24 protein-coding genes are annotated in these 26,021 nt (G+C 36.9%); 22 read left to right on the forward strand and 2 right to left on the reverse strand.

Translation table 11 applies throughout. The annotated features are described in order from the left end of the window. Positions 1-18 precede the first annotated feature (18 nt). The 8 genes from KH364_RS00350 to KH364_RS00385 all read left to right on the forward strand — a co-directional run bounded on the left by KH364_RS00350 (position 19) and on the right by KH364_RS00385 (position 6,845). Positions 19-1,533 carry an SMI1/KNR4 family protein gene (locus tag KH364_RS00350; protein WP_273297882.1) on the forward strand — a complete coding sequence of 505 codons (1,515 nt, stop codon included), beginning with the start codon at positions 19-21 and terminating at the stop codon, positions 1,531-1,533. Between the two features lie 204 nt (positions 1,534-1,737). Beyond that, a complete protein-coding gene (locus tag KH364_RS00355; RefSeq protein ID WP_195186011.1) occupies positions 1,738-2,103 on the forward strand; it encodes a hypothetical protein in 366 nt (121 codons plus the stop codon). Between the two features lie 119 nt (positions 2,104-2,222). Then, on the forward strand, positions 2,223-2,801 hold the full coding sequence (locus KH364_RS00360; protein WP_273297885.1) for a hypothetical protein: 579 nt from the start codon (positions 2,223-2,225) through the stop codon (positions 2,799-2,801). Between the two features lie 138 nt (positions 2,802-2,939). Next, positions 2,940-3,956, forward strand: a complete 1,017-nt coding sequence (locus KH364_RS00365; protein WP_129822931.1) for a DMP19 family protein — start codon at positions 2,940-2,942, stop codon at positions 3,954-3,956. Between the two features lie 78 nt (positions 3,957-4,034). Next, positions 4,035-4,520: a YbaK/EbsC family protein gene (locus KH364_RS00370; protein WP_273297887.1), complete on the forward strand. Its 486-nt coding sequence runs from the start codon at positions 4,035-4,037 to the stop codon at positions 4,518-4,520. Positions 4,521-4,541: 21 nt separating this feature from the next. Then, positions 4,542-5,309: an antibiotic biosynthesis monooxygenase gene (locus KH364_RS00375; protein WP_273297888.1), complete on the forward strand. Its 768-nt coding sequence runs from the start codon at positions 4,542-4,544 to the stop codon at positions 5,307-5,309. Between the two features lie 121 nt (positions 5,310-5,430). Then, a complete protein-coding gene (locus KH364_RS00380) occupies positions 5,431-6,210 on the forward strand; it encodes a protein-ADP-ribose hydrolase (RefSeq protein WP_273297889.1) in 780 nt (259 codons plus the stop codon). Positions 6,211-6,347: 137 nt separating this feature from the next. After that, positions 6,348-6,845, forward strand: a complete 498-nt coding sequence (locus KH364_RS00385; RefSeq protein WP_273297890.1) for a methylated-DNA--[protein]-cysteine S-methyltransferase — start codon at positions 6,348-6,350, stop codon at positions 6,843-6,845. Positions 6,846-6,971: 126 nt separating this feature from the next. Here KH364_RS00385 and KH364_RS00390 read toward each other — a convergent pair whose 3' ends face one another. Next, the gene (locus tag KH364_RS00390) at positions 6,972-7,637 is read right to left on the reverse strand and encodes a fumarylacetoacetate hydrolase family protein (RefSeq protein ID WP_273297891.1); all 666 of its coding nucleotides are present in this window, start codon (positions 7,635-7,637) and stop codon (positions 6,972-6,974) included. A gap of 158 nt (positions 7,638-7,795) precedes the next feature. On the opposite strand from KH364_RS00390, the gene KH364_RS00395 reads away from it, so the two are divergent. Further along, entirely contained in the window at positions 7,796-9,019 is a 1,224-nt protein-coding gene (locus tag KH364_RS00395) for a hypothetical protein (protein WP_273297893.1), read from the forward strand. A 149-nt stretch (positions 9,020-9,168) separates the two neighbouring features. Then, positions 9,169-10,191, forward strand: coding sequence for a branched-chain amino acid aminotransferase (locus KH364_RS00400; protein WP_273297894.1), 1,023 nt, complete (start codon positions 9,169-9,171; stop codon positions 10,189-10,191). A 151-nt stretch (positions 10,192-10,342) separates the two neighbouring features. Here KH364_RS00400 and KH364_RS00405 read toward each other — a convergent pair whose 3' ends face one another. Next, positions 10,343-10,735 (reverse strand): thioesterase family protein, encoded by a 393-nt coding sequence (locus KH364_RS00405; protein WP_009372134.1) that lies wholly within the window; start codon positions 10,733-10,735, stop codon positions 10,343-10,345. A 232-nt stretch (positions 10,736-10,967) separates the two neighbouring features. Between KH364_RS00405 and KH364_RS00410 the strand changes: the two genes are divergently transcribed. The 12 genes from KH364_RS00410 to KH364_RS00465 all read left to right on the forward strand — a co-directional run bounded on the left by KH364_RS00410 (position 10,968) and on the right by KH364_RS00465 (position 26,006). Beyond that, complete coding sequence (locus tag KH364_RS00410; RefSeq protein ID WP_009372062.1) at positions 10,968-11,705, forward strand: TVP38/TMEM64 family protein; 738 nt, start codon at positions 10,968-10,970, stop codon at positions 11,703-11,705. Between the two features lie 56 nt (positions 11,706-11,761). Continuing rightward, the gene (locus KH364_RS00415; protein WP_273297896.1) at positions 11,762-12,955 is read left to right on the forward strand and encodes a PLP-dependent aminotransferase family protein; all 1,194 of its coding nucleotides are present in this window, start codon (positions 11,762-11,764) and stop codon (positions 12,953-12,955) included. 123 nt (positions 12,956-13,078) lie between these two features. Beyond that, positions 13,079-13,912, forward strand: coding sequence for an Mrp/NBP35 family ATP-binding protein (locus KH364_RS00420; protein WP_105085483.1), 834 nt, complete (start codon positions 13,079-13,081; stop codon positions 13,910-13,912). 137 nt (positions 13,913-14,049) lie between these two features. After that, positions 14,050-15,450, forward strand: coding sequence for an anion permease (locus KH364_RS00425; RefSeq protein ID WP_273297898.1), 1,401 nt, complete (start codon positions 14,050-14,052; stop codon positions 15,448-15,450). Between the two features lie 253 nt (positions 15,451-15,703). Further along, positions 15,704-17,053: a M18 family aminopeptidase gene (locus KH364_RS00430; RefSeq protein WP_273297900.1), complete on the forward strand. Its 1,350-nt coding sequence runs from the start codon at positions 15,704-15,706 to the stop codon at positions 17,051-17,053. 281 nt (positions 17,054-17,334) lie between these two features. Next, positions 17,335-20,781, forward strand: coding sequence for a pyruvate carboxylase (locus tag KH364_RS00435; protein ID WP_273297901.1), 3,447 nt, complete (start codon positions 17,335-17,337; stop codon positions 20,779-20,781). Positions 20,782-20,979: 198 nt separating this feature from the next. Then, positions 20,980-21,456 (forward strand): transcriptional regulator NrdR, encoded by a 477-nt coding sequence (gene nrdR / locus KH364_RS00440; RefSeq protein ID WP_009372078.1) that lies wholly within the window; start codon positions 20,980-20,982, stop codon positions 21,454-21,456. A gap of 26 nt (positions 21,457-21,482) precedes the next feature. After that, positions 21,483-22,409: a membrane dipeptidase gene (locus KH364_RS00445; protein WP_273297903.1), complete on the forward strand. Its 927-nt coding sequence runs from the start codon at positions 21,483-21,485 to the stop codon at positions 22,407-22,409. Beyond that, a complete protein-coding gene (gene gmhA / locus KH364_RS00450) occupies positions 22,409-22,978 on the forward strand; it encodes a D-sedoheptulose 7-phosphate isomerase (protein ID WP_054747248.1) in 570 nt (189 codons plus the stop codon). The genes KH364_RS00445 and gmhA overlap by 1 nt, the downstream gene beginning before the upstream one ends. Positions 22,979-23,071: 93 nt before the next feature. Beyond that, complete coding sequence (rfaE1, locus tag KH364_RS00455) at positions 23,072-24,550, forward strand: D-glycero-beta-D-manno-heptose-7-phosphate kinase (RefSeq protein WP_273297904.1); 1,479 nt, start codon at positions 23,072-23,074, stop codon at positions 24,548-24,550. Then, on the forward strand, positions 24,547-25,512 hold the full coding sequence (gene rfaD / locus KH364_RS00460; protein ID WP_273297906.1) for an ADP-glyceromanno-heptose 6-epimerase: 966 nt from the start codon (positions 24,547-24,549) through the stop codon (positions 25,510-25,512). The genes rfaE1 and rfaD overlap by 4 nt, the downstream gene beginning before the upstream one ends. Beyond that, positions 25,512-26,006 carry an HAD family hydrolase gene (locus tag KH364_RS00465; RefSeq protein ID WP_273297908.1) on the forward strand — a complete coding sequence of 165 codons (495 nt, stop codon included), beginning with the start codon at positions 25,512-25,514 and terminating at the stop codon, positions 26,004-26,006. Before rfaD ends, KH364_RS00465 begins: the two co-directional genes overlap by 1 nt. Positions 26,007-26,021 lie beyond the last annotated feature (15 nt).

Genomic DNA, 26,021 nt, shown 5'->3' on the forward strand with positions numbered 1-26,021 from the left:
CAACTAGGAGAGCGTATTATGAGTAATCTAAAAAACTTTGATTGGAATGGGTTTTGGAACGATGTTGATTATGCATTTGAATCCTATATAGGTAAACCTGTTACGGATAAGGATATTAAGGATGCTGAATCTGAGCTAGGCTATACATTGCCTGTAGCATATATTGAATTACTTAACAATCATAATGGCGGTGTATTGAATAAGAACTGCTTTATAAATAATAATGGCGACTGTGTATATGTAACCGGCATATATGGCATTGATAGAGATAAAAAGAATTCTATCTTTGGACAGTTTGGCAACGAGTTTTGGATTTCTAAATGGGAGTATCCTCCTATCGGTATCGTTGTAGCCGATACGATTTCTGGTGGTCATGATATGATTTTCCTCGATTATCGTGAGTGTGGTCCTACTGGTGAACCTAAGGTAGTACGTGTTGACCAAGAAGGTGATTACTCAATCACTCTGTTAGCAAATAACTTTGGTGACTTTATTAAGAACTTATATATCAGTATAGAAGAGATTACGGATGAAGAATTTCAATCTTTAAGTGATGCGGAAAAGGTTAAGCTCATTAACGAACAAGAGGACCTAGATGTTGATCGTGCTATGGAGCTAGTAACTAACATGGGCATTGATAATTTGTCGCCTATATTGTTAAGCACCTTAGGACGTATGTATAACAATAATGGTCGACCAGAAGAGGCTATCGAGTTATTTAATCGTATAGATGAGGCACATCGTGATTGGTCTTGGTATTATCGGTGTGGCTATGCTCATGCGTCTTTAGCATGTGGTGAAAGCTACGAATCTGAACATGTACAGAAAGCTTTACAGTTAATAGAGACGGCCATGAAAATGACAAAAGATGACCATTTAGATAAACAACTTGGTTGGTGTTGTGAAGTTGTAAAATATCTATTAACTCAAATTAAGCCAAAAGAGTACAAGGCGGATTATCCTGTGATATTTGAAACCATTGAAAATTTCTACGATAAGAAAAATAGTAAAGATACTACAGAACGTAAAGATATTGAAGATGTTAATGAATATGAAGAAGTTAACTATCCTACATATGATGAAGTCCATTGGGTATTTAATAAACATACGTATAGTAGAGAAGAGTTTTCAAAAGAATACAATAAAGTAGTAGAGAAATATGTAGATGAGTATCAAGCAGATAGCGATGATATATTAGATGAACCTGAAATTCTAGTAACCTATGAAGCTTGGATTGAAAGTGTAGACCAACTCTTTGATAATGAACGTGTAACCGACGAAGAACTACTTGAAGACGATAAAGAAGATGGTATGTGGCAAGTAGAAATCATGGCTCATCTCGTAGCGGATAATGGTACATATTTTACAAGAGAAGAGTTGCTCTTTAAATTGCATAATCTAATGGCCAATAAAGAACTGGGTGATCACGTATTCTTTGAAGGTATTGAATACGAAGGCCATGAATGTGAAGGCTACGGGCTTATAGATAACGAAGATGGTATACCTGTATTCTATACATGCTGTGGTAGCTAACTAATAGAGATATAATAGATTAGCCCTTCGCTTATGCGAAGGGCACTTACTATACACGCAAACTTATAACAGTAATAAAATACATTAAATTATTGTACTTTTGTGCTTTTGGCTACGTTATTTTATATAGCCTTCGTGTAAAATATTGAGAAAGTATTTTAGTGATTTTGAAATCAAAGCATTGTGATGAGCGAGAGGCTGCCTATGAGTGAAAATGAACTCGTATATAATGAGAGATATTGTGATTATAGACTTCTTTATGAAGGCTTAGAATTCTGTTGGGATGAGAAACCATCAGGTGATTATTTAGATACTGTAAAAGTTCTTGCCAAAAATTACCATAAAAATATTGATAAGATTGCTGCTTTTATGCTTGAAGACATTCGAGAAATGTATGATGAATCTATTACTATAGATGATGTGAAAGAACGGATCGGTATCCCTCAAATTGATCCAGAGCTAGGTACTGTAACATATTGTGAACAAACCTTTGATTATACGCATATATTTTGCTTTGAATTTTGGGACGATGAGTTTGAAGATTTAAATTACTTTGCTATTGATGGCTGATATATTGCCATAAAAATGGCAAAACAGCTACTTTAGATACATAGATTAGTTTGGTGTTGTGAAGTAGTAGAGTACTATTAACCTCTATTAGTTCAAAGGATGACAAGGAGGATTATCCTATGATTTTTGATACGATTAAAAAGCTGTTTAACAAGGATGAGAATACTGAGCAGATTGAATATCTCGGTACTGATAAAGATGGTAATAAAATATATGAAGGTTACTATCATGAGTTTAAGGGAATTCCTTGGGTTTTCAATAAAACTACTTATACTAGAGAAGAGTTTCTTAAGGCGTTTTATGAATGCTTAGAAGAGCATAATGTTAATCGTGATAATTTACCGCCATTAGTAGAGCCTGAAATTCTTGTAAGCTATGAAGCATGGATTGAAAGTAAAAGTCAGCTTCATCCTAATGAATACTTGTACGAAGACGATGAATTAGAAGAATACGATAAAGAAGATGGTATGTGGCAAGTTGAAATCTATGCTCGCCTAAAAGCAGATAATGGCCAGTACTTTACTACTGAAGAGCTTCTTTTCAAGCTACATAACTTAATGGCCAATAAAGAACTCGGTGATCATGTATTCTTTGAAAATCTAGCCTATGATGACCATGAATTCGATGCTGACGATGCCGACGATGTTTCTGATGATGATGAAGGTACTCCTGTATTTGTCGTATGGCTTGGTAGCTAGTAAATAGCTGTTTTGTTATAAACTATTATTTTAAAATTAGTCAGTTATTGTTTTGTGATTATTATTTTGTGTTGTTTGTTATTATTATGATAAGATGAGTTCATATACATATTAATGATATGAGGGGAAGTGTATTGTATGTCTATGAGTGTTGAGCAATTTTTATCTTTGTCTGATGCTGAACAGTTACAAACTATTAAAGATCTTAATGATATCGGTCAAGAGGAAATCATTATCGATGTATTGACGGGGGTTGGCATCGATAACTTATCTGTACCTTTATTAGGCGAGCTTGGTAGAGCCTATAACAATAACGATAAACCAGAAGAAGCTATTAAAGTATTTAAGACCATCGATACAGAACATAGAGATGCAGTGTGGCATTATCGCTGTGCGTACTCCCATGGATCTATTGCTTCTACTAATCATGAGGCTTATACATCAGAGAATATGCAACAGATGTTAGCTTTAGTAGATAATGGTGTACGATTAGCGACTAAAGAAGGTCGCAATGATATAAAGGAATACTGCTTTGAAGTCATGGATATGTGCCGTTTACAAATGGATTTTGAAAAATGTGAAGTTGACTATCCTGATTTATGCTTAAACTATAGCAAGTATATAGCAGAGAAAAAGAAGAAAAGAGAAGGTGTACCTCGTCAACGAACTATCACTGTAGAAGAAATTTTAGCTACAGATGATATGTGGACTATAAATGAGCCTGCCTATTGGACTATCAATATTTATGGTTCGTATGATAACTATTTAGAATCTGCAAAAGGGTTCACCGTAGAGCAAAGATATCTTAACGCTATATGCTGGTATTTCGCTGAGGTTAATAATGGTGGGCATCATCAGTTCTTCTATAACTCTACAGGCATTGTATGGGAAGATGCTCTTGCAGGGTTACGCCTCTTCAAGATGGATATACTAGCAGATAATTTACAATCCGTAATCGATTACTTTGGCGGTTCTGTTCCATTTAATAGAGAAGAACGATGGACCATTTTAAAAGAATGGGACGATGAGGTATTTGATTTTCTAGATGGAAAAGATGATGTAGTCTATGAATATGAAGGAATCTTTGAAGATGTATTTGTACATGAACATCCAGAGTTATTTGTATTTGATGGAACCTATACAGTCTCAGAATAAGATTGGTGTATAATTAACACATATATAGTTGCTTTCACTATGATGTTTACTTTCACCAAATTATATTAGAGGTACTACATGTTAGATAAACAAGGCGTATATGATTGCCTACGTGACCATCATATCGATTTTGAAATTACGGATCACGCACCGCTATTTAGTATGGATGATAAGCCCAATGTAGAGTTGCCATATCCTGAGTGGGATGCAAAGAATTTATTCATTCGAGACCATAAACGTGAACATTATTATTTGATTACCGTTCGTGGTTCCAAGCGTGTGGATCTAAAACAGTTCCGTAAGGATCATAAGCTTAAAAAGATTTCCTTTGGTTCTGAAGAAGAGCTATGGGATATTTTGAAGATTAAACCAGGTCACGTGTCTCCATTTTGTTTGCTCCACGATGAAGACCGTAAGGTAAATTACTACATTGATGCGGATTATAAAGATAATCTAATTGGTATACATCCTAATCAAAATGATGCTACCGTATGGCTACAGGGAAAAGACTTAGTTAAACTTATTGAAGAACATGGTACAATAGTAGAATATATTACATTGTAATTTAGTCGAACTGGAGCATGTATGAATAGAAAATTATTAAAACGTATTCTTGTAACCTCTGCGATTGCTGTATTAGGTGTTAGTACATCCTTTGCGGCACTTGTTATGGAACGTGATGAAGGTTTAGACACAGCACCTAGTGTAGGCATGTATCACTATCAAGTTCCTACAGAGTTACAGGGCACATATAACAGTGCAGGTGTTGCCAATCTAACATCATCTATGGAGAAAGAACCTAATACATTATCTATGAATGTAGCGCATGTAAAAGGTAATCCATCTGAGTCTTATGTAGTAGAGATTTATAAAGATTTAGCTGCTATTGAAACACATCGCAAATCCGAACATTATCAAGCCTTTGTTAATGAAGTAGGTTCTAAATTAACAAATCGTAAAATGTATGATGTACAATCTGTATTATTGCTTGAGAAAAAAGATGCTTTATCCATCGTCAATGATGATAAAGCAGTAGTGACATTAACAGAGTTTACTGTTAATAGCAATGATATCGACACAGTACAACGTCAATACCAACTCGATATTGAACGGGCCGTACGCGATGATGCGGGTTATAAGGCTGGCTATGTGCTTCGTGAAAGAAATGTAAAAAATCGTTGGTATGTCATTCAAATCTATAGCGACCAAGCAGCCCTCACTAAACATGTAAATAGTCCAGGCTATCGCTTCATGATGAGCCAAATCCAAGGTAGCTTACAAAACGTTACCACAAAGGTATTAGATGGGGATGTCCTTGTCAACCATGGGGGGCAAGCGTTTGTAAGACCTTAAAACTGAATATAATATAGTATAATATAATCACAGTAAAGTTACTGCTAGCATATACATATGTGCTAGCAGTTTTTTGTTATATAATAGGTGAACGTATAGTCAATACAAAAAGGAGTTACATATGATACAGCAAGAACGGTTACGCTATTTAGTTGAAGGCTTAGTTGCAGAATACAAAGAGAGGCATAAGGAACATATAGATATCCCTGTAAATGAAGAAGAGCAATTTACTCTCTTTAAATCTTTATGTAATATTCGCCCTGCTGGTGGAATGTCTCTTGAATGGATGAAGATAGAGTCTGAATATTTAAATATATTGGCCCATGAAAAGGGGCTCGTAACGATTAGTGATATGGAAGAGCGAGAGCCTCAGATTTATTTGTGGCAAGGAGATATTACTCGATTATCTGTAGACGCTATTGTAAATGCAGCTAATAATAAATTGCTCGGATGTTTTGCTCCAAATCATAAGTGTGTCGATAATGAAATCCATACCTTTGCTGGTATAGAGCTTCGCATGGAATGTGCTAGAATGACTGAGTATATGGAAATGCCTGAAAAAACGGGTGTGGCTCGTATGACATATGGGTATAATTTACCGGCAAAGCATGTAATTCACACGGTGGGACCTATTATTTATGAAGAGGTAACAGATAAGGAGAAAGATGAACTAGCTTCGTGTTATCGGTCCTGTTTACAACTAGCCAATGCTTATAACTTACACTCCATTGCATTCTGTTGTATTTCTACTGGTGAGTTTAGATTCCCTAATGAAGAAGCAGCACAGATTGCTATAGATACGGTACGAACCTATTTAAAAGAAACGAATAGTAAAATACAAGTAGTATTTAATGTATTTAAGGATATAGATTATGATATCTACAACAAATTATTATCATAATATAGATACTTTATATGTACCCATTAATAGGGAATAGGAACCTACACCTTTTGAAATTCATAAAAATACTGTATCATTTAATATGACTTACAATAAGTTATGTATGATTGGTTAGTTTTAGAAGGAGTTAATGTACTATGAATTATAAATACACCTATGAAAGTCCATTAGGAACTATGATTATGCTTGGTACATTAACCTACTTAACAGACTTATTCTTTGTAGATGAAGCACATGCACCGAGTTATGATGATGCGGAATATATCGAACAACTAACAGGCCCTTTTGAAGTGACTAAAATGTGGCTAGACCAATACTTTAATGGTAAAAAGCCTTTTATTACACCACCGACTCAGTTAGAGGGGACAGAGTTTCGTAAGTCTGTATGGTCTATATTACAAACCATACCTTATGGGGGAACTACAACCTATGGAGATATTGGCAAACAAATAGCTGAAAAGCAAGGTAAAGATAAAATGTCTGCTCAAGCTGTGGGCGGTGCCGTAGGACATAATCCTATATCTATTATCATTCCATGTCATCGTGTGATTGGTAGTAATGGAAAATTAACTGGCTATGCAGGGGGCATGGAACGAAAGAGATATATGCTAGACTTAGAGGCAAAGCATAAATAAAGCATTAATTAATATAAAATATTGATAATAACAAAAGAAATAATAACAAAGTTAAAATAATAAAAGAGATTACTATTATGTGTAGTTAGATATACATAAAGGTAATCTCTTTATTAATTATCCATATTAAATGAATTGGTTTTCTAAGGTACCAATACCGCTAATTGTAATAGCAACAGTATCACCAGGCTTAAGCCAAGAGTATTTACTTTCATTTTTACCGAGTATAACACCACTAGGAGTACCAGTAAAGATAATGTCACCTTCCTGTAGTGTAATATATTGAGATACAAATTCTATAATCGCGTCCGGTTTAAACATCATTTGTTGTAATTTGGCTTGTTGACGTATTTCACCATTTACTGTTGTAGTAATAGTGGCATTGTCAAAATCAAAATCATCTGGAGAAACAATAGTAGGACCAATAGGGGCAAAATTATCTAAAGATTTACCGAGAATCCATTGAGAGCCTCTAAATTGTAAGGCTCGAGCTGAAACATCATTTCCAATGGTATAGCCTAATATATGGTCTCTGGCCTGTTCACGAGATATATTTTTACCAGCCTTACCAATGATGATAACCAGTTCTCCTTCGTAATCATAATGAAGGTTTTTATCTTGAATTGGAACTATATCTTGATGTGACGCCAATGCATTAGATGTTTTCATAAAGATTTCTGGAAAATCATGTGTAGCAAGACTAGTTTCCTCTATATGGTCTGCATAGTTTAAACCGATACAGATAATGTTTTTGGGATTAGTAATTAGGGTACGGTTAGTAGATTCTTTCATGAGAGATAGCTCCTTAAGAGATGAGATACATATATTGTAAGTTAATTATAATATAAATCGGTATGTAAAGAATATTTTTGACGAAATAATTATATAGAGACATTTTTGTCACATCCTTTTTATTATACTTAAACAAAGTAATAAAAGGAGGAGTTCCTATGTATATGCATAGAAATGTGACAGATAAATTTATAGGTACCGTAGTATCTTGTGACATCATAAGTACGGGTAGTTGGTATGGTGATTTACCAGATAGCGTTCCAAAGGAAGTGAAATTAAATCGTAAAGATTACTATATTGAAGAGATACAACATATTTCTATTAAGGAATCCATTAGTGTTACCTATGGCATTAAATGGGAGCATATCTCGAAACCTGTAGAGGGTAAAATAGAATCCTTAACTACTAAGGAGTACTCAATTGACGAATCTAAAAAACAATATCTATTAGAGCTTATGGGGCGTAGATTTTCCGATGATATTGACCTATATGATGAGGATGAGTGTGCTGTCCAAGTACAGCTCATCAACACTGAGGATCAGGAATTTATATATGAATTTCCTTTTGATAATACCCTGAGGGCCATGTCTATACTATTCAGACAAATTCTAGGTATGTTTACATTACTTTTATTTGATGGAAATCGAGAAAAAGATAGAATTCAAGAGATTCATATTGAAGTGCAAAAAAATATGTACCAAGACTATGGTGACGTAAATACATTGAATTTTAATTGGAATGAGCCGTCTATTTCCATTGATTGTAATAGTAAGCAATTTGGTCACTCTAGTCATAGTCATAGCGAGTATGTAGATAATCAAATGATTCATCAATTGAAGCAAGATATTGACTTTCACATTGGCGAAACGCTATATAGTCTAGATTCTTTTAGTCTTAGTGAAAGTCATGACCTTGATAGAGACCCTGCCCGTGGTGGTATAGTAACAGTACGTATTAAATGGGCGCATAAAGAGGATACATTGTTTATAGGGAATGTAACTAATCAGTATGTGCCCACTTGGTATAAAAATCTAATTAATTTTATACATGCTCATACAAGAGATAAATCTTTACAAGAGTTTTTACAATCAAATCATACATCTGATAGAAGAATTTATACGTATTGTTCTGTATATATTTTTAAGATAAACCAGGAATTTTATTATCGTACTGATAGAAATGATATATATGAAGGGGATATTGTAAAAGTTCCGTTTGGATCCGATAATGCGGTTCGTACTGGTCGTGTAGAATCTATTTCATATCATACGCGTTACGACGTACCTTATGATTTGAAACGAACTAAATTTATTATAGATAAAGACATAGAGATTATTTATGATATCAATCGTTATAGATATGATGATCCATATGATTTATAAGGCATCAAAATAAGTGATATTCTATATTTTGTACTTAAGTATACTCAACTTATTACATGTCTAATCTCTGTCCTCTATAGAATATGTTGAAATAACTTGCTCATAGTGTTAAGATTATAAGTATATTAATAAGCATGGAGGTTATTGTTATGAGCAAGAATATCGATTGGGATAATCTCGGTTTTGGTTATGTAGAAACCGACTACCGTTATTTATCTACATATAAAGATGGTAAATGGGATGAAGGTGGTTTAATCACTGATTCTAATGTTGTATTAAACGAATGTGCTGGCGTATTCCAATACGCTCAAACTATTTTCGAAGGTTTGAAAGCTTATTATACTAAAGATGGTCATATCGTATGTTTCCGTCCAGATCTTAATGCTATTCGTTTAGATGAATCTGCAGAACGTCTTGTAATGCCTAAGTTACCTGAAGGTCGCTTTATTGAGGCTGTAAAAGAAGTGGTAAAAGCAAACAAAGACTTTGTTCCTCCTTATGGTCACGGTGCAAGCCTTTACGTTCGTCCTTATATGATGGGTACAAATGCTGTTATCGGCGTAAAACCAGCAGATGAATACCAATTCCGTATCTTAACAACACCAGTAGGCCCTTACTTCAAAGGTGGCGCTAAACCGATTAAAATTCGCACTACTGATTTTGACCGTGCTGCTCCACATGGTACTGGTCATATTAAAGCTGGCTTAAACTATGCTATGAGCTTGTACGCTATTACAGATGCTCATAACGAAGGTTACGCAGAGAACATGTATCTTGATGCGGCTACTCGTACACATGTTGAAGAAACTGGTGGTGCTAACTTTATCTTTATCACTAAAGATGGCACATTAGTAACACCTAAATCTGATAGTATTTTGCCATCTATTACACGTCGTTCCTTGATGTATGTAGCAGAGCATTACCTTGGTATGAAGGTAGAACATCGTCCTGTACACGTAGATGAATTGAAAGACTTTGCGGAAATTGGTCTTTGTGGTACAGCAGCAGTTATCTCTCCTGTAGGTTTGATTCACACTAAAGATGGTGATATCCACGTACCTGCTGGTATGGATGATATGGGTCCTATCACTAAAAAATTATATGACACATTACTCGGCATTCAACACTGTGAAATCGAAGCTCCAGAAGGTTGGATCGTTGAAATTTGCTAATTCTTTTATGGATTATGTAAATGTGAAAGTAATAAAAACGGCATCTATCGTCTGATAGATGCCGTTTTTATTCCACTAGAGATAGTATTAAACTAGTGATTTTATTGATATATATTCTAGTGATTTTGATTGATAGATATTTTAGTTCTATTTAGTTAGATTTTGCTCGGCTTGCTACTTTTGCCATAAATTTTTCGTTGTTAATAACGAAGCGTTCATGTGTGCCGTGACCAATGATACCAACGCCATCAGAGGCTTCAATATCAAAGGTGATTTTACGACCTTCTACAGCACTTACCGTTGCTTTAGCAGTTACTATTGCACCAAGGGGAGTAGGGGCCTCATGAGTGATCGATAGGGAGATACCTACAGTGCCTTCACCTTCTTCTAAGTGTGGTTGTACTGCCGCTTGTGCTGCCTCTTCCATGAGAGCACACATAGCTGGTGTAGCAAAGACCTCTAAAGAACCAGATTTCATAGTTTTGGCAATATTAGATTCTGTTACTGTAACAGTTGCTGTAGCTGTTTGACCTGCTGATACCATAATATACCTTCTTTCAGTTAAGAATATTCTTGTTATAATAATATTATACATCTTTCAATTATTTTTATGCTAATGTAATTATAAATATTTTATACTATTCTAAACTTCTAGTAGTTATCACAAAGTATAAAAAGATTGCTAATTAGATTGGAATCAAAGGCGGGTAACTATATATAACGTGTCTATAGAATACGTGATATAATTAAGCTAGTCTTTTTAATACGAGGTATATATGAGTAAAAGAAATTTAAAGCCTTCTGGTGAGGGGTGGGTACAGTTAATAGCAGGACTAGGTTTTATTGTCCTATTAATTGTCATAAATATAATAGATCCTACATTCTATCCAACCATGTGGCACTTGGCGACAAGTGGTTCTATGGAGGAAATAGCAGAATATATTCAAAGCTTTGGTCCTATGGCTATGGTTGTGAGTATGGTCCTCGATATTTTCGTTAATGCTGTAGGATTCTTACCATCCATTTTTATTTCTACTGCGAATGGTTTAGTATTTGGCATGTGGCCAGGGATTATCATTTCTTGGCTAGCTGAAACAATTGGGGTAGTCATTAGCTTTTATATTATGCGTTACTTCTTGCGTGATACAGCGGACAAGCTCATTGAAAAGAGTACTGTTTTGATGAAAGTAGATGATTTCTCCGGTAAGAATGGTTTTGTGGTCATGTTATTTGCCCGGTCTTTACCATATTTTCCGTCTGGTGTCATCACTGCATTAGGCGCTATTAGTAAGATTAAACCAAGAGATTATATCTTAGCGAATTTAATCGGTAAGTTTCCATCTACCGCTCTTGAAGTGGCTATTGGTACAGATATAGTTAACTTCCAAGAGAATATGGGGCGCTTAGGAATTATTGTAGTTGTTGCTGGCGTAGTATACTTTATACTATGGAAAGTATACAAGAATTACATGGATAAGAAGAACGCTGAACAAGAGCACGATCCTAAGGCATAACAATTTCTAATCTTAGTTAAAATTTTGAACTTATTATATATGAAAGAGGCGATAGTATGAGCTTTTCTCTTCCTGAACGAGTTACCTTAAAAGGTCCTAATTTTATTCGTGAAGTATTTGAACGTGGTGTAGGGGTAGAAGGTTTTATCAGCTTTGGTATTGGTAATCCTGCACCTGAAGCCATTCCTGTTGAAATTATTGAACAGGCTTTTGATGAAGTGGTTCACTCTAATCCTATGAGTCTTTTACAATATGGGCCTATGCAAGGCGATGCACGACTAGCTGAACTAACATTGGAACGTCTAGTAAAAACACATAAGATGAACCCAGAAGGTCAAGGGCTCATTATCTCTAATGGGGCTGGTCAATTATTAGGTCTTGTACCAATCACTGTATTAGAACCAGGCGACGAAGTATACATGGATGAGTTTACTTTCACCAGTGCTATTAATTCCGTACGAAACATGGGTGGTAAAGCATTAGGTATTAAAACAGATGAGCACGGCATGATTCCAAGTGAATTAGAGAAAGCTGCTCAATCTGGCAAGGGAAAATATATTTATCTCATTCCTAACTTCCAAAATCCAACAGGCATTACGATGCCGTTGGAACGCCGTAAAGAAATTTACGCCATTGCATCTAAATATGATTTGTTTATCTATGAAGATGATCCATATGGTGAAATTCGATTTGCTGGAGAATACATCCCGACCTTTAAATCTTTTGATACAGAAGATCGCGTTCTTTATGCAGGTTCTTATTCTAAGACATTATCTGCAGGCTTGCGTGTAGGTTTCTTATTTGGCCCAGCGAAGGTAATAGAAGCTATCCAAGCATTAAAAAATAATACAGCAGGTCAAATGCCATTAGTCACTCAAAAAGTTGTGGCTAAAGTGCTAGATACGATTGATTATGATGAGCATTTAGATAATGTACGTAAAGTCTATAAAACTAAATGTGATGCTTTACTTAAGGCCTTTGATAAGTATGCAAGTTCTAAGGTTCATTTAACTCAACCTACAGGCGGCATGTTTGCATGGATGACTATGCCAGCTGAAGTTAACTGTGATGACTTCTTTGAAGCATGTATGGACCGCAATGTAGGGATTATTAAATGTGGTGCCTTTGCAGCAGATGGTGCAGGGGAAGGCCATGCGTTCCGCTTGAGCTATACGGTGCCAACTGTAGAAGAAATTACAAAGGGCATGGAAATTCTAGGTGCTTTAACTAAAGAATTCTGTGGTGAGTAATATATTGATAATTTTTGATATGACGTGATACAATGTAACAGTAGATACATTGTATTTACCATATAAACAAAAGGTTTTACATATAGATGTGAGGTAGTTCCTCCAAGAAAGTAGGTGTATACTATGGGTTGCGGTAGCAGCAGTGATTGTGGCGGATGCCCATCTCAATCTTCTGGTTGCGGTGGCGGCGCTCCTCAACAACCTCAAGATCTTACAGCTCAATTACACGAGCTTAGTTCTGTTAAACATGTAATTGGCGTAGTATCTGGTAAAGGCGGCGTAGGTAAATCCTCCGTTACAAGCTTGATGGCCATTACTATGGCGCGTAAAGGTTACAAAGTAGGTATCCTCGATGCGGATATTACAGGTCCTTCCATTCCTAAGATGTTCGGCATCAAGGAAAAAGCATATGCTGACGAAATTGGCATGTATCCTGTAAAATCTAAAGGCGGTATTGACGTTATGTCTGTTAACCTCCTTTTGGAAAACGATACAGATCCTGTTTTATGGCGTGGTCCTATTCTAGGCAATGTTGTAAAACAATTCTATACAGATGTAATTTGGAAAGACATCGATTATTTATTCGTTGATATGCCACCAGGAACAGGTGACGTAGCGATTACAGTTTACCAATCCTTGAAATTGGATGGTATTATCATCGTTACTTCTCCTCAAGACTTGGTATCCATGATTGTTGAAAAAGCAGTAAAAATGGCTGATTTAATGCAAGTGCCTATTATTGGTGTAGTGGAAAACTACTCTTACTTCCATTGCCCAGATAACGGTAAGGATTACCAAATCTTTGGTGAAAGCCACATTGAAGAAATCCTTCAAAAATACGGTCTATTATTGTTGAACCGTTTACCAATTGATCCAACTATTGCAAATCTTTGCGATCAAGGTGATATTGAGTCTATCGAAAAAACAAACTTAGAGGACGTATCTCTACCTGAATAGGATTTATATGATGATGAAAGCTGTGCATACCTAGTGATGTACAGCTTTTTCTCACATCTTTTTGTCTTGAAATATATTATATTTAGATAAGAAGATATAAATATCTTTTTGTTTTTTCCTATGTAGGAGGTATGTGTATGAAAAAACTATTAAACTGGATTATTCCAGCGGCCTTCGGGTTAGGCCTTTGGTTTATTCCTACACCAGAGGGGTTAACTCCTCAGTCTTGGCATTTATTCGCCATCTTTGTAGCTACTATCGTAGGCTTTATTACTCAGCCATTACCGATTGGTGGCGTATCCATCATTGTTATTACTGTAGCGGCATTAACTGGTACATTAAAGATTGGCGAAGCTATTTCTGGTTTTGCTAATTCTGCTATTTGGTTAATCGTAGGCGCGTTCTTATTCTCTCGTGGCTTTATTAAAACTGGTTTGGGGAAACGTATTGCGTATAATTTAATTGCTGCTTTTGGTAGCAGTTCATTACGTTTAGCATATGCATTGGCTTTATCTGATTTGATTTTGGCTCCAGCAACACCATCTAACACAGCTCGTGTGGGTGGCGTTATCATGCCAATTACTACAAGTTTGGCAAAAGCTTTTGGTTCTGAGCCTCAAGATGGTCCTCGTAAAATTGGTTCCTTCTTGATGCAATCTATTTACCAAGTAAATACGATTACATCTGCTATGTTCCAAACATCCATGGCTGGTAATACCTTGGTTGCTGCTTTAGCACTTCAATCCTTTGGTATTGGCATTACTTGGGGCGATTGGGCTCTGGCTGCAATCGTACCTGGTATCATTGCATTGCTTATTATGCCGTACTTCATTTACAAAGTATATCCACCTGAAATTAGAGATGCTCGCGAAGCACAACAAATGATTCGTGAAGAGTTAAAAGGTCTTGGTAAAATGAGCTTCCAAGAGTGGGTTATGCTTGGCGTATTTATCTTAGCATTAGCATTGTGGGCTACATCTCAATTCACAAAAATTGATGCTACAACAGTTGCATTCTTAGGCATTTCTATTTTGCTTACTACAGGCGTTCTTATTTGGGACGATGTTAAAAGTGAAAAAGGTGCTTGGGATACATTAGTTTGGATGGGTACATTGATGGGCTTTGCCGGCTTCTTATCCAAATTAGGCTTCATCAAATGGGCAACAGTACTGGTAGGTGGTTATATTCCAGAAGGATCATGGATTATTGCCTTTGTTATAGCTGTACTTATTAATACATATTCCCACTATGTATTTGCTTCTTTGACTGCACATATTTCTGCCATGTTCGTAGCATTCTCTGCAATTGCTATTTCTGCAGGTGCACCACCAATGTTGACATTATTGATGATCGCATTCACATCTAACTTGTGTATGTCCTTAACTCACTATGCAGCAGGTCCTTCTCCAGTAATCTTCAATACTGGTTATGTTCCTCAAAATACATGGTGGAAACTTGGTTTCTTTGCATCTGTAATCAACTTAATCATCTTCATGGGCATTGGTTCTGTCTGGATGAAATTGATTGGTATGTGGTAAAAAGTAATACTGATAAGTTTATATGGTCGTAGTATATATAACTGTCAATTTTATTGATTTAGAGTTGTATGTATTTACAATGTATGTTGAAAGCCGCTCCGAAAGGGGCGGCTTTTTTGTGATAAAATAGTAGTAATTAATATATTATTAATGTATATATTGTAAAATTATATAAGTAAATGCTCTATAAATTGAACAAATTTAAAACTATTCATGATATTGTACAAATTGTATTTGTGCATAGGAGGGAATTATGAAGTTTGATAATGAACAGTTATTAAAATATATTGGTGCTTGTACTTCACCGTACCATACGGTAGATACAAGTTTACAAATGTTGTTAGACTCTGGGTTTACTGAACTCAGTTTAGACGATGAGTGGCAACTAGATTCTGGTTCTTATGTAGTGAATGTATTTGGTACTACATTGTTTGCCTTTCATATAGGTAAGAAACCAGAGGATATATTGCGTATTGCTTCGGCTCATACTGATTTCCCTGCTATTCGTGTTAAACCTAATCCTATTACAACTGTAAAAGGCTATACCAAGTTAAATGTGGAAATGTATGGTGGTCTCATTGAAAACACCTGGCTAGATCGTCCATTAGGTGCTGCAGGTACCGTCGTATTAAAAGGTGATAATGCCTTTGATGTTGATTCTGTACTAGTTGATACAAAACGGCCGATTGCGATTATTCCGAACTTGGCGATTCACATGAATCGTTCTGTCAATGATGGGGTTAAGCTAAATCGTCAAAAAGAAATGCTTCCCATTATGATGATGGAGTGCAAAAAAGATGATAAAGGTGAAAGGGGTTTTGTAGATAATAGAACTCCAAGTTTATTCCCTGACACCTCTGCGCAATATGATGAGTGGAGTACTTTTTTAGCTGATGAAGTAGATTGTGACCCTTCTGAAATATTGTCTTATGAAATGACTTTATATCCTACGGAGCAAGGCTGTGTACTTGGTATAGAAGGTGATTTCATTAGTGCTCCGCGGTTAGATAATTTAACATCTTGCTTTGGCGTATTATCTGGAATTATTCAAGCTCGTAAACATAATGCTAATGGTGTACGTTGTGCTATTCTCTTTGATAATGAAGAAGTAGGGAGTCGTACGAAGCAAGGTGGAGCAGGAATGCTTTTACCTAACCTTATTAAACGTGTGTATGATGCATTAGGATATTCTAATCAAGAGAGGGATAGTTTTATCTCTAAAGGCTTTATGATTTCTTCTGATGTAGCACATGGATTACATCCTAATTATCCTGAGAAAAACGATATCACTAATATTCCGGTCCTTAATAAAGGCCTTGCCCTTAAAATTGCATGTAGTCAATCTTATGCAGGAGATGCGAGAGCTATTGCTATAGTTAAGGGGCTTTGTGAAGAAGCAGGTGCAGAGTATCAAATTTATGTAAATCGTTCAGATATTCCTGGCGGTTCAACGGTAGGTTCTATTTCTTCAGCTATGTTGCCAATGCGTACCATCGATGTAGGCTTACCTCTACTAGCTATGCATTCTGCCCGTGAGTTAATGGGGGCTAATGATCAAGAGCAACTAAATCGATTGATGAATTATTTTTTAGGTGGTAAATAATATAGAAATAGAATTAATTCGATGTGTATCGATAAAAGACATATGACTTTTTGTAATGTACAATGAAAATTATATTTTATACTTTCATAATTGGTATAATCCTTTAATTATATAGAAAATAATGTATAATAGTTATATGTTATTATGAATATAAAACTTATCATAAATTTTGATGAGTTATCCAATAATATTATTTTATCTATAAGTATAGGAAATATTCATATATCAATAAAATTGAAAGCTGATAGTTCACAATTGTGGAAGCTAGTAGGAGGCAATACATGAGAAAAATTAAATCCGTATTGGTTGCCAACCGTGGTGAGATTGCGATCCGCGTGTTCCGTGCATGTAATGAAATGGGTATTAAAACTGTAGCCATTTATTCTAAAGAGGATACATTATCCTTGCATCGCAACCAAGCTGACGAAGCCTATCTCGTAGGGGAAGGTAAAAAACCAGTTGACGCATATCTCGACATTGAAGATATCATTCGTATTGCAAAAGAACATGACATCGATGCTATCCATCCTGGTTATGGTTTCTTATCTGAAAATGAAGGCTTTGCTCGTCGATGCGAAGAAGAAGGTATTATCTTCATCGGTCCTAAAATTAAACATTTGAATATGTTTGGTGATAAAGTTAATGCTCGTGAGCAAGCTAAATTAGCACAAATTCCAATGATTCCAGGTTCTGATGGGGCATTAAAAGATTATGCTCAATTAGAGGAGTTTGCTGATACACATGGCTTCCCATTGATGATTAAAGCCGTTAATGGCGGTGGTGGCCGTGGTATGCGTGAAGTTCATCGTAAAGAGGACCTTCGTGATGCATATGATCGCGCTAAATCTGAAGCAAAAGCAGCATTTGGTGACGATGATGTATATGTAGAAAAACTCATCGTAGAACCGAAACATATTGAAGTTCAAATCTTAGGTGACGAACATGGCAATGTAGTTCATTTACATGAACGTGACTGCTCTGTTCAACGTCGTCATCAAAAAGTAGTTGAAATGGCACCAGCATTTGCGTTGTCTTTAGAAACACGTAAAGCTGTATGTGATGCTGCAGTTAAAATTATGAAAAATGTTGAATACGTTAATGCTGGTACAGTAGAATTCTTGGTAACAGCTGATGGTAACTTCTACTTCATCGAAGTTAACCCTCGTATTCAAGTAGAACATACTGTAACAGAAATGATTACAGATATTGATATTGTTCACGCTCAAATTAGAATTGCTGAAGGCTATAATTTACATAGCCCAGAGGTAGGTATTCCAGAGCAAGATCAAGTTCCTTGTAAAGGTACTGCTATTCAATGTCGTATTACTACAGAAAATCCTAAGAATAACTTTATGCCTGATACAGGTAAAATCTTGGCTTATCGTAGTTCCGGGGGCTTTGGTATTCGTCTTGACTCCGGTAATGCTTTTACAGGCGCTGTAGTAACACCTTACTATGATTCTTTGCTTGTAAAAGCAACTGCATTCGGCCCTAACATCGAAGAAACAATTCGCAAAATGCTTCGTTGCTTGAAAGAGTTCCGTATTCGTGGCGTAAAAACAAATATTCACTTCTTAATCAATGTATTGGAACATCCTGAATTCCAAAGCGGTAAATACAACGTAAACTTCATTGAAGAACATCCTGAGTTATTTGAATTAAAACCAGCACGTGACCGTGGTACTAGATTGTTACGCTACATCGCTGACGTTACAATCAATGGTTATTCTGGTGCAGGCCCTCAAGTAGTTCCTGACTTTGAACCAATTCAAATGCCATCTACTCTAGATGTAAGTCCAGCGGCTGGTACTAAACAAAAATTCGATGAACTTGGCCCAGATAAATTCAGTAAATGGTTATCTGAACAAAAACAAGTATTCTTCACAGATACTACATGGCGTGATGCTCATCAATCCTTGTTTGCTACACGTCTTCGTACAATCGATATGGCTCGCGTAGCTGGTCATGCTGCAAAAGGTGTGCCTAACTTATTCTCCCTAGAATGTTGGGGCGGTGCTACATTTGACGTATCTTATCGTTTCTTACATGAAAATCCATGGGAACGCTTGCGTATGTTCCGTCGCGAAGTACCTAACACATTGCTTCAAATGCTTCTTCGTGGTGCCAATGCAGTAGGCTACACATCTTATCCTGATAATGTTGTTCGTCATTTCATTCAACGTGCTGCAGCCAATGGTGTTGACGTATTCCGCGTATTTGATAGCCTGAACAGTCTCGATAATATGCATGTAGCAATCGATGAAGTACGTGCACAAAATAAATTAGCTGAAGTTGCATTGTGTTACACTGGTGATATCCTTGATGGTTCTCGTACAAAATACAACTTGGACTATTATGTAAGCATGGCGAAAGAGCTTGAAAAAGCAGGTGCTAATATCATTGCTATTAAAGATATGGCTGGTCTTTTGAAACCTCAAGCAGCTTATAATCTTGTTTCTGCATTAAAAGATGCGGTTACTGTGCCAATTCATTTACATACTCATGAAGGTTCTGGTAATGCCATCTATACTTATGGTCGTGCAGTAGATGCTGGCGTAGATGTTATCGACTTAGCATACTCTGCATTTGCTAATGGTACATCTCAACCTAGCATGAACTCCATGTACTATGCATTGAGTGGACATGACCGTCAACCTGAAATGAACATTGATTACATGGAAGAAATGTCTCACTACTTCGGTAGTATTCGTCCATACTACAAAGGTGTAGATAAAGCAGAAGCATATCCTAACACCGAAGTATATCAACACGAAATGCCAGGTGGTCAATATTCCAACTTGCAACAACAAGCTAAGATGGTAGGCCTTGGCGATCGTTGGGCTGATATCAAGAAAATGTACCACCAAGTAAATATGATGTTTGGTGATATCATCAAAGTAACGCCATCCTCTAAAGTTGTAGGCGATATGACATTGTACATGGTACAAAATAACTTGACTGAAAAAGATATTTACGAAAAGGGCGATGTATTAGACTTCCCTCAATCAGTAGTTGAATTCTTTGAAGGTCGTCTTGGCACTCCGTACCAAGGATTCCCTGAAGAGTTACAAAAAATAATCTTGAAAGGTGCAAAACCAATTACAGTTCGTCCAGGTGCAGTGTTGCCTCCAACAGACTTTGAACATATTCGCCATGAATTGAGTGAAATGGGTGCTCAAACAACTGACGAAGATATCAGTGCATACTGCTTGTACCCTAAGGTTTACCAAGATTACAACAAATTTGTAAAAGACTTTGGTGATGTATCTGTACTTGATACTCCGACATTCTTCTTTGGTATGAAACGGGGCGAAGAAATCCAAGTAACTATTGAAAAAGGTAAAACCCTTATCATCAAAATGAATGGTTTCTCTGAACCAGATGAAGATGGTAACCGTATCGTATTGTTCGAGTTCAATGGTCAACCTCGTAGCATTAAAGTTCATGATAAACATGCTAAGACTACTGGCGTTGTTCGTCGTAAAGCTGATGAATCTAACCCTGGTGAAATCGGTGCTACATTGTCTGGTTCCGTTGTTAAGATTCTCGTTAAAAATGGCCAATCTGTAGCTAAAGGTGAGCCATTGATCGTTACAGAAGCAATGAAGATGGAAACAACAATTACAGCTCCAATGGATGGTATCGTAGAAGAAATTCTTGTACGTGAAGGTAGCCGTATCGAATCTGGCGACTGCTTGCTTCGCATTGAAGATACATTGAAACGATAAGCTTAAAAGCAATTAAAATTAAAAATAGTATTTCAAAAGTATTTCATAAAATGAAAAACTGAAGAATAATAGAAGAATCCTTAGGAAATCCTAGGGATTCTTTGTATTTTAAGGGGTTTCATGGTACTATATATAGTAGAGAAAATGGGCGTATTCTGCGCTGTTTTAGAGTGATTAGTAGAAAAGGAGTAGTAACAGATGAGATGTCCTTATTGCCAGCACACAGACACGAAGGTGACAGACTCTAGAACGACTGATGAAGGTAATAGTATTCGCCGTCGCCGAGAATGTATCAATTGTGGCCGTCGCTTTACTACCTATGAAATTATAGAAGAAGTACCACTTATGGTAATGAAGAAAAACGGACGCCGCGAATTATTTGATCGCGGTAAATTATTGAATGGTCTATTGCGCTCTTGTGATAAACGCACAGTGCCTATGTCCGTTATGGAACAAGTAGTTAATGATGTAGAGCGCGATATTCGTAACGAAATCAATCAAGAGGTTACAACCGACCGCATTGGGGAACTTGTATTGCAACAATTGAAAGATATTGATCAAGTTGCGTACGTTCGATTCGCCAGTGTATATCGTAAGTTCGATAATATCGATAGCTTCATGGAAGAGCTTAAAGCGCTTAAAAAATTAGATGCTAAAAAACCCAAACGTAGTTAGTTGATGTTACTACATAGTGAGGCTTTATGATAGATTTACATTGCGATACGATAATGCAATTACTCGATCATCCCGATAGTGGTGATTTATATCGTAATACTTGGAAAATCGATATTGAGAAATTACAAAAGGCTCACAGTAAGGTACAAGATTTTGCACTCTTTATCAATCTTGGTGAGACGAATGATCCTTATGGTCGTTATGAAGAGATGCGAAACTTATGTACCACACAAATTCATCTCTATGGAGAGCACATACAGCATGTGCTCTCTTATCAAGATGTAGAGTCTGTGTACGATTCTGGTAAGATTGGTGCCCTTATGTCCATCGAGGAAGGTGGCGTACTAGGCGGTGACTTAGATAAACTTAAACAAGCTTATCAAGATGGGGTTAGACTGATAACGCTTACTTGGAACTATCCAAATGGTTTGGGAGAACCTCACTGTGGTGAGCAACATAAAAAATTAACACCTAAAGGTATTGAGTTTGTAGAAGCTATGCAAGATTTAGGGATAGTCGTGGACTGCTCTCATCTTAACGATGCTGGTACAGAGCAATTAGGTGACATATTAGATGTACCCTTTGTAGCATCTCATTCTAATGCGCGCGAAGTTACTGCTCATACTAGAAACTTGCCTGACAACTTAATTAAACTCATAGCCAATAAAGGTGGTGTCATTGGACTTAATTTTGCTCAATCCTTCTTGGGGTCATCGCCCGTTAGTCGCATAGATGATATTGTAAAGCACGGCTTATACCTTATCAATAAAGGCGGAGAGGATGTAGTTGCATTAGGAACCGACTTTGATGGTATTAAGCCAAATACAGAAATTAAAGATGCTTCTGAAATGTATCGTCTCTATGATGCATTTAAAGAGGCTGGTTTATCTGTGGAGCAATGTGAAAAATTGTTCTGGAAGAATGCAGATAGACTGTTAAAGGAGATTTTATAATGACTGATTTAAATCCAATCATTGCAGATCGTTTCACCGAGCATCTTGAAGTGTTTGGTAAGACGATGGAGCATATGGATACCATTCAAGAGATTGCCTATCGCTGTAAGGCGGCTCTCGATAATGGTAATAAAATTTTATTCTGTGGTAACGGTGGTTCTGCAGCAGATTCTCAACATTTAGCAGCAGAATTAATTGGTCGCTTTAAAAAGGAACGTCGTTCTTTTGCTGCGGTGGCTTTAACTACAGACACATCTGCATTGACAGCGATCGCTAATGATTATGATTTTGATGCTGTCTTTGCTCGCCAAGTAGAGGGGTTAGGCCGTACAGGTGATGTACTCATCGGTATTTCTACTTCTGGTAATTCTAAGAATGTTGTGAAAGCAGCTGAAATGGCTCGTTCTATTGGTATGCATACCATTGCTTTTACCGGTGAAGGCGGCGGTAAATTAGCCGAATTATGTGACATTACATTAGCAATTCCTAGTAATGTAACAGCTCGCATTCAAGAAATGCATATTTTGGCTGGGCACATTATGTGCGAACTTATTGAAGAGGATTATTAACCTTTAGGTTATACGTGATACATACATGTGGTGCCGATTTAATTCTCATTTTAATCAAGCACACATGTCATTGGGGTAAGGAATAGGTGGACTATGATAAATACTACCATTAATCAGTTTTTAACAAAGCAACTGCCAAACTTGAAGATTGCCGTTGTTGGCGATGTGATGGTAGATCGTTATGTTTTTGGTGATGTAAGTCGTATTTCTCCAGAAGCACCGGTTCCTGTTAACCGAGTGTCAAAAATGAAAGAGGTTCTTGGTGGGGCTGGAAACGTTGCATCTAACTTGTCTAATTTAGATTGTAAGGTATACCTCGGTGCACTTGCTGGTAATGATGACCATGGTCGCCTATTGCAACATTTACTTGATGCCGACAAAATCGATACAACTGGTTTAATTACAAGTGATGACCGTTCTACCATTACAAAGATGCGCATCTTGGGTGATCGTCAGCAAATGATGCGCCTTGATTTTGAAACGATTACAGATTTAACAAGCGACGAAGAGGCACAACTATCTTCTTGGCTTGAGAATCTATGTAAGTCTGGTATCGACGGTATTGTCGTATCTGACTATGGTAAAGGTGTTTGTACGCCTACCTTATTGAAGAAAATCTTTAGCTTAGCTAAGGAATATGGTGTGCAAACTATCGTTGATCCAAAAGGGGCCGATTGGTCGAAATATAATGGTGCGACCTGCATAACACCAAATGTAAAAGAGCTTGGTGAATGTGTGGGCCGTAAATTAGAAAATGATGATGCTACAATCGTTGAGGCTGCTAAGTCTGTTCTGGGTAATGTAGATTTGGACTATATTGTGGCTACACGGTCTGCTAAGGGGATTACAGTTATCGCAAAGGATGGCCGCACATGGCATAATCCGGCTACTCAACAAGAGGTCTTCGATGTGAGTGGTGCAGGGGATACCGTTGTATCTATGATGATGACTTGTCTTGCTAGTGGCTTATCTATGCGATTAGCCTTGCATATCGCCAATGGTGCTGCTGGCATCGTAGTGTCTAAGGTTGGGACCTATCCAATTCACCGCTCTGAACTATTAGACTTATGGCACTCTTTCAAACATAGCATTCAGTCTAAGCCTCTATATACGAAGGAAGAGATGAAAGAGCTTGTTACACAGTGGCAAAGTAAGGGTGAAACTGTAGTATTTACTAATGGTTGTTTTGACATTCTTCATCGTGGCCATATTACGTACTTACAAGAGGCCGCGCAACTTGGTGACCATCTCATCATTGGTTTGAATTCAGATGCATCTGTTAAACGCCTTAAAGGTGAAACTCGTCCTATCGTTAATGAAGAGGATCGAGCCGCTTTATTGAGTGCATTGCAGTGTATTGATGGAGTTGTATTATTTGAAGAAGATACTCCCGCTGAGTTATTAGCGTACTTACGTCCTAATACGCTTGTTAAGGGCGGCGATTATAAGATTGAAGATATTATCGGACGCGAGTCCGTTGACAATGTAGAGGTGCTTTCATTTAAAGAAGGTTATTCTACATCTGATATTGTAGGGAAAATAGCCACTATGGCTAAGGAGGGCAAATTATGATTATCGTAACAGGTGGTGCTGGTTTTATCGGCAGTAATATTGTGAAAGCACTAAATGACCGTGGTCGTACAGATATTCTTATCGTAGATGATCTTACAGATGGTCGCAAAATTCGCAATATTCAAAATCTAGAATTCTTAGATTACATCGATTGTGATGATTTTGATTGTGCTATCGCTGACGGTACATTCGATGTGGGCCCTATTGAAGTCGTATTCCACGAAGGCGCTTGTGCAGACACAATGGAATATAATGGCAAATACATGATGAAGAACAACTATGAAGGTTCTAAAAATCTATTCCATTATTGCCAAGACCGTCGTATTCCATTTATCTATGCATCCTCTGCATCTACTTATGGCAATGGTACTAATGGTTTCGTAGAAAAACCAGAAGCCGAAGAAGCCCTCAATCCATATGCGTACTCTAAATTGTTATTCGATCGTTATGTGCGTAAATATGAAGGTGAGTATACAGCACAAGTTGTAGGCTTACGTTACTTTAATGTATATGGGCCTAATGAAGCTCATAAAGATAAAATGGCTTCCTTAGTTCGCCAAATGTTCTACAAAAATAAAGAAACTGGTATTATCAACCTCTTTGAAGGTACAGATGGCTACGAAGACGGTGGTCAAACTCGTGACTTTATTTATGTAAAAGACGTAGTTAATGTAAACTTCTACTTCTGGGAGCATCCAGAAATTTCTGGTACTTTTAACTGCGGTACTGGTAATGCTCATAGCTTTAATCAATTCATGCAAGCTGTTATCGATTATAACGGCCACGGCAAGATTGAATACGTGCCATTCCCAGAGGTGTTAAAAGGCAAATATCAAAGCTTTACAGAGGCTGATACGACTAAATTATTGGCTGCTGGCTATGATAAAGGATTCCACAAAATGGAAGATGCCGTTAAAGAATATTGTGAGCTATTAGATAATAACGAAGGATATTTACGTTAATGCGCAAGGTGTTATTTTTAGATCGTGATGGCGTTATTAATAAAGACGTTAGTTATTTATATAAAATTAGCGATTTAGAGTGGGTAGACGGTGCAAAAGAGGCCTTAGCTTATGCCTACAGTAAAGGATATGATCTCATTGTGGTGACGAATCAAAGCGGAGTGGCCCGTGGTTATTACAAAGAGTCTGATGTACAGATTCTTCATGACCATATGGCTCATGAACTAGATCGCAGTGGGGCACCTATTTTGCACTTCTATTACTGCCCTCATCATAAAGAAGGGGCTATACCTCTTTATGCTGTAGACTGTGAATGTAGAAAGCCTAAGCCTGGTATGATTAAGCAAGCTATTAAGGATTATGATGTCGACCCTAAAAGTAGTTTTCTTATTGGCGATAGTCAGCGCGATGTTGATGCAGCAGAAGCGGCTGGTGTAAAAGGCTATCTATTTACAGGTACTAATCTTTTAGATTTTATGAAGACTATCATTTAATCAATTATTTAATCA

It is taken from the genome of Veillonella sp. oral taxon 158, assembly GCF_018376515.1.
Taxonomy (GTDB): Bacteria; Bacillota; Negativicutes; order Veillonellales; family Veillonellaceae; genus Veillonella; species Veillonella rogosae.